The following is a 16,183-nucleotide window of genomic DNA, read 5'->3' on the forward strand; positions in this document are numbered from 1 at the left end:
GGGCTGCCCCGAGCACCCCGGCCACGGAAATGCGTCCCCGCCCGGAATCGGGGTACGGGTGGGCTCGCGCGATCAACTGTCGCTGGTCGGCACGCAGAGCACCGGAACCGTCGACAGATGCAGCAGTTTGTGCGGGGTGGAGCCGAGCAGCGCCCCGCGCATCGGGCTCTCGCCCCAGCTGCCCACGACGATGACCCTCGCTCCGTGGCGTGCGGCGGCGTCGATCAGTGCCTGCGCCGGCTTCTTGTCGATGACCTCGACGGTGGCCTGCAGGCCCGCCGCCTCGGCCGCCGTGACGGCGCGCTCAAGTCCTTTGCGCCCGGCCTGGCGGATGGCCTCGTAGTGGGACCTGTATTCCTCGCCGGAGGGGCCGGGGGGCGCCGCCCCGTAGACCAGGACGAGCCGCTCACCGAATGCGGCGGCCACCTCGACCGCGATACGCAGGGCGCGCTCGGCTCCGGGGGACTCGTCGTATCCGAGGACCACCGACATCTCAGGACTCCTTGCCGTGTACGAGATCGGGGTCGACGACACTCCGGCGCTCGGTCCAGAAGGCGGCCGACCGGAGCCGCCGCACGGTCATGAGCACCACCCCGACGACGCTGATACAGATGCCGATGACGAGCGGAGGGCCGAGGCCGAACCACGAGGTTCCGCTGTAGGAGTTCGCCGGGTCGGACATGTCCATCACCGACCGCACGAGCAGCCAGGTCAGCAGTCCGGCGCCGACCAGCGGGCCGAGTCCGATGAGGACGAAGTTGCGGACGCTCCCGGTCAGATGGTGACGGTAGTAGACGACGCAGGCCACACCTGTGAGCGCGTAGTAGAAGGCGATGAGCAGGGACAGTGCCGTCAGCGAGTCGAAGAGGGCGTTCTGGCTGATCTGGTTCACGACGATGTACCAGGCGATGGCGATGCCGGCGACCCACCATGTGCTCACGTCGGGGGTCCGGAACCGCGGGTGGATGCGAGCGAAGTACGTGGGCAGCGCGTGGCGGCGGGCCATCGACAGCGCCGTGCGCGACGCGGGGATGATGGTGGTCTGGGTCGAGGCCAGTGCGGAGGTCGCGACCGCGAGCAGCACGATCCAGTCCCAGCCGCCCATCACCTCACCGGCGAGAAGGGCGAAGATGAACTCCTCCTCCTCGGCGTTGTCGGCCAGATAGGTCGTTCCGGCGAAGGCGACGACCGCGAAGCCGACGGACAGGTAGGTCACCAGCAGAATGACGGTCGACCACACTCCGGCCCTGCCGGGAGCGCTGGCGGAGTCCTTGACCTCTTCGGTGAGATTGACCGCGGACTCCCAGCCCCAGTAGACGAAGACGCCCAGCAGCAGTCCGCCCGTGAGGGCCGAGCCGCCTGCACCGAAGGGGTTGAGCCACTCGGCCGAGGGTTTGACGGAATCGAACGATGTCGTCCCGGCGTAGACGCGGTAGAGAGCCACGATCACGAAGACCAGCAGAAAGGCGACCTGCGCCAGGATGAGAACGTTCTGCACTTTCGCCGACAGCTCCGTGCCGATGACGCAGACGCCCGTCATGACCAGGATCAGGAGCACGGCGAGGAGCTGGCGCACGAACGCGTTCTCCGCCCAGCTGTCGAGCCCGATGGCCAGCAGGCCGAAACTGACGGCGACGTCCGCCAGAGACCCGATCACCAGAACCCCGGTCATCGTGATGGCCCAGCCGCCGAGCCACCCGGTCCACGGGCCCATCGCACGGGTGACCCACGAGAATGTCGTGCCGCAGTCCTGATCGACCCTGTTCAGGTAGTAGAAGGCGGAGGCGATCAGCAGCATCGGCACGAACGAGGCGAAGAGCACCCCCGGGGCATAGATACCGACCAGCGCCACGATCGGGCCGATGACGGCCGCCACGGAGTAGGCCGGCGACGTCGCGTTCAGTCCGATGACCAGCGCGTCGACGAATCCGATCGCGTTCGGCTTCAAGCTCGCCGATGGTGTCGGACGGGCAAGGTTGTCCGCCTCTGCCATGCTCCCTCGCTTCGGTCACAGGCCTGAAAGAACGAGCGAAATATACCGACTCCACAACATTTGGATGCTTCTGAGTGTGCCTGTCAGCCGGAAGCACTCGGATGCCATCGGGCACGGTCACTGCTCACGCATGCCCCACGGTGCGCCGTACTCCGTCAGCAGATCGAGGAACGGCCGGGGCGGCATGGCCTCGGGGCCCAGCACTCCGCTGCCGCTCCAGGTGCCGCAGGCCATGAGTTCGAGAGCGGCGACGGGATTGATCGCGGTCTGCCAGACCACGGCCTGGGAGCCGTACTCCCGCATGGACCACTGGTTGTCCACCACGTGGTACAGGTAGACCTCTCTGGGCCTGCCGTCCTTGACGCCCTTCACCCAGGTGCCCGCGCACGTCCTCCCGCTCATCCGCTCGCCGAGACCGGCCGGGTCGGGCAGGCAGCCGGCGACGACATCGCGGGGGGACACCGCGACCAGGCCCGATCCGCTCTTCACCCGGACGGGATCCGTCCGGTCGAGGCCCAGCTTGTGGAGGGTCCGGAGTACCCCGATGAACTCGTCGCCGAGACCGTACTTGAACGTGACCCGCCGGGCCTTCAGCCATCGCGGCACCAGGAGCACTTCCTCGTGCTCGACATTGACGCACTCCACCGGCCCGATGCCTTCGGGGAAGTCGAACACCTCCGGCTCGCTGAAGGGGGCAGTGGTGAACCAGCCCCGTCCCTCCTCGTACACGACCGGTGGGTTCAGGCATTCCTCGATGGTCGTCCAGATGCTGAAGGACGGGGCGAACCCGTAGCCCTCCACGACCAGATCGGCGCCGTCACGGATGCCGATCTCCTCGATCTCGTCGAAGAGTTCGTCGGAGGCGTACCGGGCGAACACGTCCGAGAGGCCGGGCTCGACCCCCATCCCCACCAGGGCGAGGCGGCCGGCCGCCTCCCACTCGGCGGCCCGTTCGAACTGGGCGTCCCCGAGCTTGACTCCGCACTCCTCGTACGGACGGGACGGGTGCGGCTGGGACAGGGACATGGCCATGTCGAGGTAGTGCGCACCGTGGGCCAGTGCCGCCTCGAACAGGGGCATGACGAAGCGGGGGTCGGTGGCGTTGAGCAGTACGTCGCAGCGGTGTTCTTCCAGGGCGGCGCGCACGGCCGCCGGGTCCGCGGCGTCCAACCGCGCGGCGGTGAACCGATGCCCCTGTTCCCCGAGTGCCTCGACCGCGGCCTCCGCCCGCCCGGGGTCGTAGTCGGCGACCGTCATGTGTGCGAAGAACTGCCGGCGGGCCGCGATCCTGGTGATCGCCGTGCCCACGCCTCCCGCTCCGATCAAGAGGACCCGCATGGGTGCACCACTCCATCTCCGTGCTGCCGCGGCAGTGGGCGTGCCAGTGCCGTCCGGTGGGGCGAGGACGGTAACAGCCGGACGGCCCGGTGGCGGGCAACCGTACGGGTGATGCCGTCGGCCCGGGGCGTCCGGGTTCCGGCGGTTCGTCCCGTCGGGGCCTGTGCCCCACGGGAGTGCTACCGTGCCGCGCGACATCAACTGGCCGACACACAAGAGGTGTTGTGCGGGAGACTTCCTGGGATGAGTGAACTCATGGGTGCAGAGGGCAGCGCGGAGGGCGGCGCGGAGGACCGCGACACGGGCAGCGCGGAGGGCGGAACGGAGCGCCCGGAGCTGGGGCGTCATCGCCGTACCTACCGCCCGCAGCGCAGAAAGCCCTCCGCGTACGCGCTGCTCCTGCTGAAGCTGGCCCCCTTCGCGGCCCTGACCTACCTCCTGACGATCCTCCTCGGTGCGTTCCTCGACTGGGAGGGGTCCGTCGCGGCCAGTCTGGCCGAAGCGCTCGGCGGGCTGGCGCTGCTGGGGCCGTTCGCCGTCCGGGCGGCGTGGTACCGGCGGCACACCGGAGTGGAGTTCCGCCTCTACGAGAAGGGCCTCGTCGCGATTGCGGCCGACGCCGAGGAGGCGGTCTATCCCTGGCAGTCGACCACTGTCTTCACCAACGGTTCGCATCGCTACAAGCTGTCCAACCCCGAGGGGACGGTCGTCACGCTCGGGGCGGCGGGCCGTGGTCCCGTACTCGGCGGGGAGAAGATCCGGGGTCTGCGCACCCGTACGGCGATCAGGGGCGCCCAGCTCCCCCAGGAGGAGGAGTGGGGGCCGGCGATCCGGCAGGGTGTCCGGGACGCACAGCTGGCCCCGACCGCCGAAACGGTTCTGAGCGGCGGTGAAGTCTCCTTCGGGGAACTGGTGTTGAGTCAGGACGGGCTGACCGTGCGGCGCAGGCACGGCCGGGACGACTCCACTGCCTGGAAGGACGTCGACTCGCTCTCCCTCACGGCCGAGGGCGGCCTCCTGGTCTCCTCGCGCGGCAGCGACTTCCCGACCCACTTCGTATGGCCCGGGTACCGGATACCCAATCCGGACATCTTCCTCGACATCGCCCGTCAGCTGCGCGCAAGCAGGCCGCGGGCGGCACCGACTCCGGCCGCACCGACTCCGGCTGGACCGACTCCGACCACACCGACTCCGGACGAACCCGCGTCGGCCGCCCGCGATGACCAGGAGTCCCCGGACGACGTGCCGGAACTCCTGGGCCTGTACGTCACTCTCGGGGTGGGCGCGTGGGCGGCCTGGCGCCTCGGCACCCGGCAGGAGATCGACGGACTCGGGTCCGCACTCCTCGCCGCCGTCAGCGTGGTCCTCGGCGGATTCTTCGGGGCGGTCTTCGGCCTGGGCCTCGCGGCAGCCGTCATGATCGTGCCGAACGTCGTGGGCATGCTGCTCCTCGAACCCCTGATCCGCTGGATCCGGCACCGCCGGTACGTCGCCGCCGCCGCCCTCGCCCTCTTCGCGGTCGTCCTGCCGGGGGCACTGCTCCTCTTCCTGTTCCGCGCCTTCCCCTCCCGCCTGGTCCCCCTGGTGGCGCTGCTCTTCTTCGGCGGCTGGACGTTGCTGCTCCTGGTGAAGCGGTGCGGTGGGTCCGAACGCCTGGTCGTGCGCCACCTTCCGGATCTCCCCGGCGTGTTCCTGGTCGTCCTCGCCGTCGAGCAGCTCGTCTCCGGCGACGTACTGACCCTGACACCGGCCGCCGGACTCTTCTTCCCGCTCGCCATCTGGCTCTCCTGGCGCGGCTGGCGAAAGCTGAAGGAGTCGGCGCGGCCGTTGGTGCAGGCGGTGGCCGACATCGTCCTGTCCGTGGAGCTCGGCCTGGTACTGACCGTGCTCATGGTGTGGCTGGCCAACGTACTGACGTTCACCCCGCCCCAAGTCACCGTGGTGCGCGGCGCGGTGGAGAGGGTCCAGGAACTCACCGAGGTGGACTGGCTGTACTGGCTGGCGGCCTACACGGTGCTGGCCGCCGGCAGTTACGCCGTACTGCGCTGGCCGGAGCGTGTGGCGCGGGTCGGACAGCGGCTGCGCCCGGCGCGCTTCAGCGAGTCCCGGCTGCCGCTGGGTATCACCGCCAACTTCGCGCGGCGGTCCCTCTCAGGGATCAACATCGGCATCATGGTCGCGCTGCTGTTCCTCGTCGCTCTGGTTCCGGTGTCCGAGGGCGCGTGGAAGCGACCGGTGGCCGAGAGATACGCGCTTGAGGTCCAGCGCCGGCAGTACGCCGAGGGCACCGCGGCCGCGTACAAGGAGATCCACCGGCAGGTCGTGGCACATCCCCGGGACGCCGCCCGTCTGAGGGCGGTGATTCTCGCCGTGCACCGGGCCGCTCCCTCGCCACCCGGAGAGCCCGTGAACCGGACGGCGCTGGACATAGCCCGGCAGGTCGGCCGTTTCCAGGCCGACGCGCTCGCTGTCGGCGACCCGGAACCATCGCCCGTCCAGAGCCCGGAGGCCGACGACCTCGACGGCCGGCTCGATCAGCTCGACGAGAGCCAACAGCGCACCGCGGAGCGGGAGGAGCAGACCGACCGGTTCGCCGAGCTGGCCTCCCTCGCGGTCACCCGCTCCTTCGACGCCCTCGACCTGGGCGACAACCAGGCCGTACAGCTCCTCAAGGAGTACCTCGGGGGGCTGGTGGAGGACGGCCCGGTGAAGAAGGTCTTCCACCAGTACGGCGAAGGAATCGGCCGGCTCCCGCCGGACGGCGGCCGGCTCGTCCGCATCGACGTCCGCCGCCTGACAGCGGTGGCCTACGACCGCACCCGGGCGGCAGTCGAACGCGCCGACGCCGGCCTGCTCGTCTTCTACGGACGGTTCGGCATCGGCATCCCCGCCGAGGACACGTCGCTGACGCCGGTGGTCGACCTCGCGAACCAGCACCGGTATCTGCGGCAGGGCACCGGACCCTGCACCGGCTGCGTCAGCTCCACGACCGGCGGTCCCAGCACGGGCGGAGGCGGTGGCCGTCGCTGAGCCGGTGCTGCCCGCCCCGTACGGCGACACCGTGCCCCGCGCCCGTGTCCCGTGTCCGGTGGACGGGGTGCGACGCGGCGGGTCAGTGATGGAAGGCGAGGAGTTTGGCGATGCCGTTGCGCTGGATCTCGGACGTCCCGGTGAGGATGCGGAACATACGGATCTTGCGGAAGAGGAACTCGATCTCGGTTCCTCGCGTGAGCCCTTCCTTGCCGTGGATCTGCACGGCCTCGTCGAGGATGCGGAAGGCGGACTCGGCGACGAACAGCTTGCACATGAACGCTTCGGCCTGCGCCTCGCGGCCCTCGTCGAGCGCGGCGAGCGCGGCGTACGTCATGGAGCGCGCGGCGTAGAACTCGGTGGCCATGTCGGCGACCTTGTGCTGGATGGCCTGCATCATGAGCAGCGGCTGTCCTCCGGCGACCTTGCGGGTCCGGGCCCGCTCCAGTGTGAGAGCGATGGCGCGGCGGGTGGCGCCGAGCACGGTGGGGCAGTGCAGCAGACGGTTCGTGGTCACCCGGCCGAGGGCGACGCGCATGCCCTTGCCCTCCTCGCCGAGCAGGTTGGCCGCGGGGACGTAGCAGTCGTCCAGGACGATGTCGCTCTCGATGTGTTCGCCGGACATCGGTGTGGCCCCGTCCTCGACGCGGCAGCCGGGACTGTCGAGGTCCACGAGGAACGCGGAGAACAGCGGCTTCTCGCCCTCCTGTTCACCGGAGCCGGCCATGCGGGCGACCACGATCGCGAAGTCGGCGAACGGGCCGGCGGAGGAGAAGACCTTGTGCCCGGTCAGCCGGTACCCCGCACCGTCGGGAACGGCGACGGTGCGCAGGGAACGGACGTCGGAGCCCGCGTCGGCCTCGGTCAGGGAGAAGCAGCAGGCACGCTCACCGCGGATCAGCGGCCGCAGATAGGTGTCCAGCTGGTACTCGGTGGCGTGCTTGAGGATGTCGCCCGCGCGCAGGGGGCCGCCCATGTCGCCCAGGACGGAGTGCGACAGTACCCGCCCGCTGGCCCCGGCCTCTTCCTTCAAGGCCGCGAGCTGGGTGTACGTGAGGTTCTGCCCGCCGGACTCCACCGGCAGATGGATCCCGTAGAAGCCGAGTTCACGGCTGCGCCGCCAGACCGGTTCCAGATCGGCACGGGTGAGACGGCTGTCCGGGGTGATGCTGCGCTCGCGTTCGTAGTCGGCGAGCTCGCCGTCGAGGTAGTCGCGCAGCCGGCTGACGAGTCCGGCCGTGCGCGGATCGTCGTGGGCGGGGCGTAGCGAGAAGGTCATGGATGCTCCAGGGCGGGAAGAGGGGCAGGCGGGAACAGGCCGGGATGATCAGGAACGGGCGCGCCGATGAGGTCAGTTGACGCGACGGGAGACGTCGGCCCAGTGCGGCTCGCGCACCGCCCTGCGGTCGAGCTTGCCGTTGCGGTTGTGGGGGAGTCCGGTCACGAAGTCCACGGAGCGGGGCTTCTTGAACCGGTCCAGGCGCTCGGCGCAGAAAGCGATCAGATCGTCGGCGGTGACAGTGGCACCGGTGTGCGGGACCACGACCGCCTTCACCGCCTCGCCCCACTTTTCGTCGGGAACGCCGACGACGCAGACCTCCTGGACCGCGGGGTGCTCGTACAGGGCGGCCTCGACCTCGGTGCTGTAGATGTTGAAGCCGCCCGAGATGATCATGTCCTTCCTGCGGTCGACGAGGAAGAGGTAGCCGTCCTCCCTCATCCACGCGAGATCACCGGTGTGCACCCACCCGTCGCGGAAGGTCTCCGCGGAGAGTTCGGGCGCCCGCCAGTACTCCCGCACGCAGTCGGGCCCGCGCACGATGACCTCGCCCACCTCGCGCGGGCCCAGCTCCCGGCCCGCCTCGTCGACGACGCGTATCTCGGTGTCGTAGGAGGCGCGTCCGCACGACTGGAGCAGTTCGGGATCCCGCTTCACCGCATGGGCGATCTCATCGCTGCTCAGGCCGGCGACCACACTGGTGGTCTCGCCCAGTCCGTACCCCTGGGCGACCACGGGGCCGAAGAACTCCACGGCGTCGCGCAGACGCCGAGGTGAGACGGGTGCCCCGCCGATGCGCACGCTCGTCAGCGAGGACACGTCGAATTCCGCGGCTTGGGGGTGCGCGAGCACTGCGTTCACCATGGCCGGTACGAGGAAGGTGGCGGTGATGCGCTCCCGCTCGACCGTCTCCAGGAAGCTCCGCGGGCTCCAGGAGGGCAGTACGTACGTCGTCGACCCGCCGAACACCCCGGCGAGCAGGCCCATTCCGGTGGCGTGGGTGATGGGGCCGCAGGCGAGATAGCGGGTGTCCGGGCGGGGCCGGGACTCGTCGGACATCAGCAGTTTGCGCATGTTGGCGAGACGGTTGCCGACGGTCTGTACCGCGGCCTTCAGCGCCCCGGTCGAGCCGGAGGTGAAGTTCAGGACACACGGTTCGGTTTCATCCACCTCAACCAGAAACGGTGCGTCACTGCCCTCCGCGAGCAGCGTTCCGTAGGCGACCTCGTGGGAGCCGGGCTCGCCCGGATCGTCCAGCGGTACGGGCAGGCAGCCGGTGCCGGCCGCCGCGATCGCGGCCAGGGCGTCCTCGCGGTGGGCGGCGTCGAAGATCAGTGCCCGGACCGGGGCGTAGCGCAGGATGTGCTCGATCTCCTTGCGCCCGAGCCGCGCGTTGATGGGGGCGCGCGTCAACCCGGCTTTGCAGAGGGCGAATTCGACCTCGACCAGTTCGCCTCGGTTCCAGGCGAGCGAGGCCACGGCGTCACCGGGCCGCAGGTTCCGGGCGGACAGGGCGGAGGCCAGGCGGCTGGTCGCACGGTCGAGCTCGCCGAAGGTCCAGGAGCGGTCCCCGCATACGAGGGCCGGAGCCTGGGGCCAGTAGCGGGCGCTGCGTGACAGATAGGTACCGAGGTTCATGAAGACCTGCTCCAGGAGGGGAGGGGGAGGGGCCGGGCCTGCGGGGCGGAGGAAGCGGCTGCGGAGCGGCGGCCCGCGTGGAATCATTACATCCAGATCAATTACAGACAGCTTGTTCAGTAACTGCTTAGGTGTCAAGAGCTTCTACACTGGGCACGCACACAGCGCGACGATCGAGGAGGGGCTCATGGCCGAGGACAGACGGACCAGACGGTCACGCCGCGCCCTGGGGGCGGCCCTGGTGGAGCTGGTCCTGGAGCGCGGTTTCACCGCGCTGACCGTGGAGGACATCACCGAGCGGGCGGACGTGGCCCGCGCCACCTTCTACGCCCATTTCCGGGACAAGGAGGACCTGTTCGCGCGGGTGACGGCCGATCTCCTGGCCGGACTCGCCGAACGGCTGGAGCCCGCGCTCGCCGACAGCGCGATCGGTTTCACCGGCAAGCCGGTCCTCGAAATGCTGCGCCACGGACGCGAGGAGCGCGACCTCTACCGGATCGTCCTGCGCGGCGAGGGCGACGGCAAGCCTCTGCAGATGTTCGTGGATGCCTGTGCGCGGGCGACCGCGGAGGAGTTCGCCGCCCGCGCGGACCGCAACGCGGTGCGGCCGCGCATCGACCCCGAACTGCTCGCACGGGTATGGGTCGGGGAGCAGATCGCGGTTCTCCGCTGGTGGGTCGAGCAGGACACCCCGTCACTGCCCGCCGAGGAGGTCGTACGCATGCTGCTCGACCTTGCGCTGCAGGGCCGGTACTGGGCGAGCGGCTTCGAGCCGCAGCCCTGAGCGGACGGGAGGATCCGGGCGGACGGCGACAGGGGCGGAGCGCCGGGGTCCGGCCCTCGGCCCGGCGGCGCGGCTCGGGTGCGGTGTGCCGTCCGGCCGCTCACGCGGAGGCGGCTGGCCGGGGCGTGCGGCTCTCGCCCGCGGCCGTGCCCACGCGCTGTGCGTCCCGTTCCGGCCGGATGGCTGCCAGGGCGACCAGCCCGCACACCAGCATGACCGCGGCGGACACCAGGAACGCGTGGGTGTAACCGGCGCTCTGCGAAGCGGCGGAGTCCAGGAAGTGTCCGGTCAGATAGGGGGCGATGAGTCCGGGCAGGGTGCCGATCGCGGCGACGATGCCGAACACCGCTCCCCGCTGGAGCGGAGGCACCACGGCGGAGGTCGTCATGTAGTGCAGCGGGAAGGCGATGGCATGGCCGCCGAACGCCATGGCCAGCAGCACGAGATGGGCCCCTCGCGCGTCGATGAACGGGAAGGCGGCCATGGCCAGGCCCGCGGCGGCGACCGCGACCCCCTGCGGAGCGCCGTTCGACCACCGCTGGGAGAATCCGCGACGGCGGAGCACGTCCAGCAGCGGGGGCACCGAGAGCAGCAGGGCGAGGCTGAAGGCGGAGATCCCGCTGATGAGCGTGGCCGCGCCGCCCGGTGTCATGTCGAGCTGTGTACGCAGGTAGACGGGCAGCCAGGCGTGGCTCAGTGACAACGCCCAGGAGGCGCCGAACGCCGCGGCGATGCTCCCGAGCACCGTGCCGTTCAGCAGCAGCCGCCGGTAGGGCAGTCGCCCGTGCGGTACGGAGGCGGATGAGGTATCGGCGGGGGCGGACGAGGCATCGGCGGATGTCCGCGCTCCGGTGGGCGTGTGCGCGCCGGTGGCGGGCCCGCGCGGCCGGCCGTACGGCCCGTCGTGCCCCACCCTCCACCACGCCAGGCTCCACACCGTGCTCGTCACCGCGAGGGCCGCGAACGCGGATCGCCATCCGAACGCGGTGATGAGCCATGTCACGACCGGCGCGGCGACCAGCATGCCCAGCGCGGCGCCACTGATCTGCAGCGCCGAGGGCAGGCCTCGCCGGTCCTCGGGGAACCATTTGTACAGCGCGTGCATCGACATCGAGGCCGCCGGCCCCTCGGCCGCCCCGAGCAGTATCCGTCCCGCGACCAGTGCCGGTACGGACGCCACGATCAGCACCGGCAGTTGGGCCACCGCCCACACGGCGGCCATGGTGAACAGCATGACCCGGCTGGAGATCCGTGCGGAGGCGAAGCCGGCCAGCAGTCCCGAGAGGCTGAAGAGCAGCGCGAAAGAACTGGAGATCACTCCGTAGGTGCTGTTGCTGATGCCGAGCTCGTCCATGATCGGCACGGCTGCGAGCCCCAGTACGGCCTTGTCCGCGTAGTTGATCAGCATGAACGTGACGATCATCGCGGCGATCAGCCAGGCGCGCCGACCGTCGAACTGTGGACGCGGCTGCGCTTCGGCGGCGGTGAACGGCGGTGCGGACGGGGGAGGTTCGATCACGGGGGCACTCCGGCGGCTCATGAGGGAAAGTGCTGAGGCGGTGCGGACGGACCTGCGCCCGCGAGCGTGCGCCGATGGGTGGGCCGGCGAACTCGAAACAGTCGTACGGTCTTGTACAGGCTGTCTGGTAACGCTCGTTTGATTTGGCAACGTAATGCTCGTGGTGGCGCGGGTCAACGGTCCTGGTGGATCGCAATCGAGATTTCGCTGTCCCTGAAACTGAACTGCCTGTACGTTAACGGGTAACCCGTACGGTGCTTGTTGTAGGGAACGGAGCGATAGATGTCCGAGACGGCCCCGCTGAGTGATCTGACATGGACCCGTGGTTACACGGACCCGTCCTGGATCCGCCGCTTCACATCCGCCGGCCGCGAGCTCTCACCGAGCCGCCGTGTGTGGCGCGGGCCGCACCGTCCCCGGGAGCTGCCGGGCGGGGAGGCCGGCCTCGACGATCTCGGCATCGCCGTGGGCGGGGGCGTCACGGTCACGCCGGCGGAGCTGTTCGCCGCCGCGCGGACGGACGCGTTCCTCGTGATGCACCGGGGCTCGGTCGTCCACGAGGCCTACCTCCATGGCGCGCAGCCGCAGACCCCGCACTTCAACGCCTCGGCGGCCAAGTCCTATGTCGGTGTCCTCGCGGCGATCCTGGCGCACCGGGGGCTCCTGGACCGCGGGGCCAGGGCATCCTCCTATGTCCCCGAATTCGCCGGAACGGCCTTCGGTGAAGCCCTGGTCGAGGACCTGCTGCACATGGGCACCCAGGTGAGCTATGCGGGCAGGCCCTTCGACAAGGCCATCGAGGCTCAGCGCTACCACGCCGTCATCGCCCCGCAACTCCGCCCCTCCGGTTACACCGGCCCCACCAGCATCCGCGAACACCTCATGACCGCCCGTGCCACCGGAGCACCGGGAACCGGTTTCCGCTACGAGAACGGCAATGTCGAGGCGCTGGCCGAAGTCCTGCGCCGGATAACGGGCCTGACCACCTCGGACCTGCTCAGCGAGCTCATCTGGTCCCGGATCGGTGCCGAGGAGGACGCCTACTACATCCTTGACGGCGACGGTGTCGAAGCGGCCTGTGGAGGCTTCAGCGCCACCGCGCGCGATGTCGCCCGCGTCGGCGAGATGCTGCGCTGCGGCGGGGCTGTGGGTGACCGGCAGGTCGTACCGGAGGAGGTGGCCACGACCATCGCCGGCGGTGTTCCCGACGGCTACCCCCGCAGGGTCCGCTTCCCCGCCGCGCCCCCCGACTCACCGGCCACGCTCTCCTACCACGACCTGTGGTGGGTTCTGAACGATCCCTACGGTTCCTACATGGCCAGCGGCATCCATGGCCAGCGGCTCTTCGTCTCACCGGGCCTCGACCTCGTCGCCGTCCACTACGGCTCCCAGGTCATTTCCTCCGCCGTGCCGCCCGTCCCGCTGGTCCGGGCGTTCGTGCGGATCGGTGAACACCTCTGCGGGATCTCCTGACAACGCCCCGAGGCCGTACCGGGGGTCTCCGGTACGGCCTCCGGGGGCGTGTGCGCGGGAGGTGCCGCGCATGCGCGGGGGGTGCCCGCCGATTCGCGGGGGGTGTCGCCTATCAGACGAGAATCTTGGCCTTGGCCTTCTCGTACTCCTCCTGGCTGATGTGGCCCTTGTCCTTCAGCTCGGCGAGTCTGGCGAGGTCGTTCACATGGCTGCTGCCGTCGGCCCCGCCCTCCGTGCCCGCCGCCTGTCTCACGTACTGGCGGAACGCCGCCTCCGACTCCTTGATCTGCTTGGCGTCGCGTTCGCCCATGCTGCGTCCCCGGACGATGAGGTAGACGAAGACACCGATGTAGGGCAGCAGGATCACGAGGATCAGCCAGCCCGCCTTCGCCCAGCCGTTCAGCGAATGGTCCCTGAAGAGGTCCGTCACCACCTTGAACAGCAGGAAGAACCACATCACCCAGAGGAACAGGAACAGCATCGTCAGGAAGAGGTTCAGAAGCGGGTAGTCATCCATGGGTGCCTACTCCAATCACGCGTATGGTGATTTATTCATACATCTGGCCTCTTTTAGGCGCATCCGCAGGCGGCCGGATGGGGCACCGGGGCGGTCAGCCCGAGAGCGTGTCCAGGAAGGCGAACAGCTTGTTCCGGGTGCGCTCCACCTGCTCTTCCATGGTCAGGGACTCGTCGAAGCGTGACCCGGGGGCGGGCACCTTCTTGCCCCGTACATACAGCGAGCAGTCCAGGTCGGTGCAGAGATAGATCCCGACCGAATTCCCGTCCCGGCCCGCCTGGCCGCGCTTGCGGGCGGTCATCAGGGAGACGCCGTTGCCCGGGTGGGTGGTCAGGCAGACCGAACACATGCTGCGGTGGAGGAAGCCGCGCTGGTGCGAGGGGAAGCGCAGGGTGATGCCGATGAGGGCGCCCCGCAGTTCGGTGACGATGTAGCTGCGGTCCGGTGCGGAGAGGTCGCGCCAGCCCAGGAAGTCCAGATCGTCCCAGCGGCGCTCGTCCAGATCGCGCGGAAGGGGCAGGCGCTGGGCCTCGCCCTTGGAGCAGTTGACGAAGGACGCGCGGATCTCCCGCTCACTGACGGCTCTCATGAGGGAAACGCTATTCACGCCTATGACCTACAGACAAATGATTAACGTGTGTAGGGGAGTGGCCGGCGGCCGGTCTCAGACGACGAGCCGCAGCGAGGTGGTGGCGATGCCGAGCCGTACGGTCTGTCCCCAGGTCAGCTCCAGGGCGTCGGACTCCATGCCGTCGCCGAAGACCACGATCCGGTCCGACTCGACGGTGAGCCGGAGCCCCTGCCCGGCGCTCAGTTCGCCCGCGACCAGGGAGGTGCCGGTCACGGGCGAGGGCCAGGCCTCGCGCACGAACCACAGCAGCCGCGGATCGGACGGGGCGGGCAGTGCCGGCGTGCTGCCCCGCTCCAGCCAGAGCGAGCGGAGCCAGCCGGTGGCTCCCGTGCCGGTGCCGACCAGGACGCCCGAGGAGGCCTGGGCCTCGGCGGCGCTCGCCCCGTCGTCGGGGCCCAGACGGTAGCGCGCGGTCTGGTGGCCGGGCGGTCCGAGGTAGATCTCGTTCAGGGCGAGCAGCCGCTGGGTGTCGTCGGCGACGGCCTCCACCATGGTGAGCTCCTCCGCCCGGCCCCGGGGCGTGACGGCCGCCCGGAGCAGGGCGGCGGCGTCACCGGGGCGGTGGCGGACAAGGACGCCGGGGTTCCGCCCGGGGTCGCTGTCGATCCCCACCACCGGCTGGCCCGCGAGGTACTTCGCGGTGTTGGCCACCAGCCCGTCCTGGCCGACCACGATCACCACGTCCTCGGGGGCGAAGAGGAAGCGGTCCAGATCCGCCCGCTCCACCCGTGAACCCCGCCACTGGAGCGGAACGGCGGCTGCCACATCGGCCAGGGCCCGCTGCGTACGCTCATGCCGCCGGGCCACCTCGTCGATCGACCGGCCCCGGCTGGACAGGAAGAACGCGGCCTGTCCGTGCGTCCCGTGCCGGGCGAGGAGTTCCTCGTACTCGGTGGTGCGGTGCACGAGCACCGCACGCGGGGCGAGGCTCATGCCCGCGGTTCCGGGGCCGGCCGGCCGAGCTTGGCGAGCAGCCCGGTGAGGACGTCGGGGGAGAGCGTCAGGCTGTCGACGCGGGGCAGGTTCTCGGCCAGCCGTGTCGCCGCCAGGGCGTGCAGCGTCGAGGGATCCACCTCCGCGTGCACCCGCAGCCAGGCCGCCTGCGCCTCGGCGCGCGCCGCACCGGTGTCCCGGGCCGCCGCCGCCTCCGCACGGGCCAGCCGCACGGTGCGGGCCGCCTCGGCCTCGGTGCGCACCGCGTCGGCCGCCGCCTTCTCCTCGGCCTGGCGCCGGGCGTTGGTGCCGATCTGTTCCACCAACTGCTCTTCCCGGCGGGCCAGTTCGATCTTGCTGGCCAGTTCGTTCTCGGCGATGGTGCGCTCCCGCTCGACCGCGACGGCCCGGCGTTCGTACGTCGCCCGGTCGGCCTCCTGCTGGATCTGCTCACGGGCCGGGGTGCGCAGGGCCCGCTCGACCTCGGCCTCGGGACGGATCGCCACGACGCGGACGGCCACCACGTCGATGCCGGTGGCGGGCAGCCGCGGTTCGGTGGCGAGACCCGTGGCGACCCGTTCGCGTACGGAGGCGACCCCGTCCATGAGCGCGGCGGCGAGCGGTGTGCGGGCCAGGACGTCCAGCGTGTGCTGCTGCGCGGTCTCGGTGAGCAGGGTGGCGATCTGCTCCAGCGGCGCGCCGCGCCAGTCGCCGGTGTCCGGGTCCACGGAGAAGTCGAGCCGGGCCGCCGCCTGGGCCGGGTCGCTGATCCGGTACGTCACGGTGGCCTGCACGGTGACGTCCTGGAAGTCGGCCGTACGGGCGTGGAACGCCATGGCCAGCTCGCGGTCGTTGACCGGCACCTCGGAGAGCGCGGCCGTCAGTGAGCGGTACCAGAAGCTGACTCCGGGGCCGTCGTGGGCGAGCTTGCCGCGCTTGTGGTGGCGGATGTGGGCCGTGGGCGCGGAACGCAGATGGCGCCAGCCGTAGCGCCTGGTGATGTCGGCCATGAGGGCCCCCTTATTTCGTCAGTGCGACGATAAGGGGT

13 protein-coding genes are annotated in these 16,183 nt (G+C 70.2%); 3 read left to right on the forward strand and 10 right to left on the reverse strand.

The annotated features are described in order from the left end of the window. Positions 1 to 72: 72 nt before the first annotated feature. From ABT170_RS24090 to ABT170_RS24100, 3 genes are all read right to left on the reverse strand, one after another. Positions 73 to 492 carry a universal stress protein gene (locus tag ABT170_RS24090; RefSeq protein ID WP_329947272.1) on the reverse strand — a complete coding sequence of 140 codons (420 nt, stop codon included), beginning with the start codon at positions 490 to 492 and terminating at the stop codon, positions 73 to 75. 1 nt (position 493) lies between these two features. Then, a complete protein-coding gene (locus ABT170_RS24095) occupies positions 494 to 1,993 on the reverse strand; it encodes an APC family permease (RefSeq protein WP_329947271.1) in 1,500 nt (499 codons plus the stop codon). 117 nt (positions 1,994 to 2,110) lie between these two features. Next, the gene (locus ABT170_RS24100; RefSeq protein ID WP_351870612.1) at positions 2,111 to 3,331 is read right to left on the reverse strand and encodes a saccharopine dehydrogenase family protein; all 1,221 of its coding nucleotides are present in this window, start codon (positions 3,329 to 3,331) and stop codon (positions 2,111 to 2,113) included. Between the two features lie 243 nt (positions 3,332 to 3,574). On the opposite strand from ABT170_RS24100, the gene ABT170_RS24105 reads away from it, so the two are divergent. Continuing rightward, positions 3,575 to 6,361: a hypothetical protein gene (locus ABT170_RS24105; RefSeq protein WP_351870615.1), complete on the forward strand. Its 2,787-nt coding sequence runs from the start codon at positions 3,575 to 3,577 to the stop codon at positions 6,359 to 6,361. Positions 6,362 to 6,443: 82 nt separating this feature from the next. Here ABT170_RS24105 and ABT170_RS24110 read toward each other — a convergent pair whose 3' ends face one another. Together ABT170_RS24110 and ABT170_RS24115 are read right to left on the reverse strand one after the other, a co-directional pair. Further along, positions 6,444 to 7,640: an acyl-CoA dehydrogenase family protein gene (locus tag ABT170_RS24110; RefSeq protein WP_329947268.1), complete on the reverse strand. Its 1,197-nt coding sequence runs from the start codon at positions 7,638 to 7,640 to the stop codon at positions 6,444 to 6,446. 72 nt (positions 7,641 to 7,712) lie between these two features. Then, on the reverse strand, positions 7,713 to 9,278 hold the full coding sequence (locus ABT170_RS24115; RefSeq protein ID WP_329947267.1) for a class I adenylate-forming enzyme family protein: 1,566 nt from the start codon (positions 9,276 to 9,278) through the stop codon (positions 7,713 to 7,715). Positions 9,279 to 9,465: 187 nt separating this feature from the next. Between ABT170_RS24115 and ABT170_RS24120 the strand changes: the two genes are divergently transcribed. Continuing rightward, positions 9,466 to 10,062: a TetR/AcrR family transcriptional regulator gene (locus ABT170_RS24120; protein WP_351870619.1), complete on the forward strand. Its 597-nt coding sequence runs from the start codon at positions 9,466 to 9,468 to the stop codon at positions 10,060 to 10,062. A gap of 100 nt (positions 10,063 to 10,162) precedes the next feature. On the opposite strand, the gene ABT170_RS24125 is transcribed toward ABT170_RS24120, so the two are convergent. Then, positions 10,163 to 11,581: an MFS transporter gene (locus ABT170_RS24125; RefSeq protein ID WP_351870621.1), complete on the reverse strand. Its 1,419-nt coding sequence runs from the start codon at positions 11,579 to 11,581 to the stop codon at positions 10,163 to 10,165. Between the two features lie 282 nt (positions 11,582 to 11,863). Between ABT170_RS24125 and ABT170_RS24130 the strand changes: the two genes are divergently transcribed. Beyond that, positions 11,864 to 13,054 (forward strand): serine hydrolase domain-containing protein, encoded by a 1,191-nt coding sequence (locus tag ABT170_RS24130; protein WP_329947264.1) that lies wholly within the window; start codon positions 11,864 to 11,866, stop codon positions 13,052 to 13,054. A 112-nt stretch (positions 13,055 to 13,166) separates the two neighbouring features. Here the strand turns inward: ABT170_RS24130 and ABT170_RS24135 are convergent, their stop codons facing one another. From ABT170_RS24135 to ABT170_RS24150, 4 genes are all read right to left on the reverse strand, one after another. Then, a complete protein-coding gene (locus ABT170_RS24135; RefSeq protein WP_329947263.1) occupies positions 13,167 to 13,571 on the reverse strand; it encodes an SHOCT domain-containing protein in 405 nt (134 codons plus the stop codon). A 94-nt stretch (positions 13,572 to 13,665) separates the two neighbouring features. Further along, positions 13,666 to 14,160 (reverse strand): FBP domain-containing protein, encoded by a 495-nt coding sequence (locus ABT170_RS24140; protein WP_329947262.1) that lies wholly within the window; start codon positions 14,158 to 14,160, stop codon positions 13,666 to 13,668. 75 nt (positions 14,161 to 14,235) lie between these two features. Next, entirely contained in the window at positions 14,236 to 15,135 is a 900-nt protein-coding gene (locus ABT170_RS24145; protein ID WP_329947261.1) for an NAD(+)/NADH kinase, read from the reverse strand. Beyond that, the gene (locus ABT170_RS24150; RefSeq protein WP_351870624.1) at positions 15,132 to 16,145 is read right to left on the reverse strand and encodes an SPFH domain-containing protein; all 1,014 of its coding nucleotides are present in this window, start codon (positions 16,143 to 16,145) and stop codon (positions 15,132 to 15,134) included. The genes ABT170_RS24145 and ABT170_RS24150 overlap by 4 nt, the downstream gene beginning before the upstream one ends. Positions 16,146 to 16,183 lie beyond the last annotated feature (38 nt).

It is taken from the genome of Streptomyces sp. NPDC001787, from assembly GCF_040297465.1.
In the GTDB taxonomy this organism is placed as follows: Bacteria; Actinomycetota; Actinomycetes; order Streptomycetales; family Streptomycetaceae; genus Streptomyces.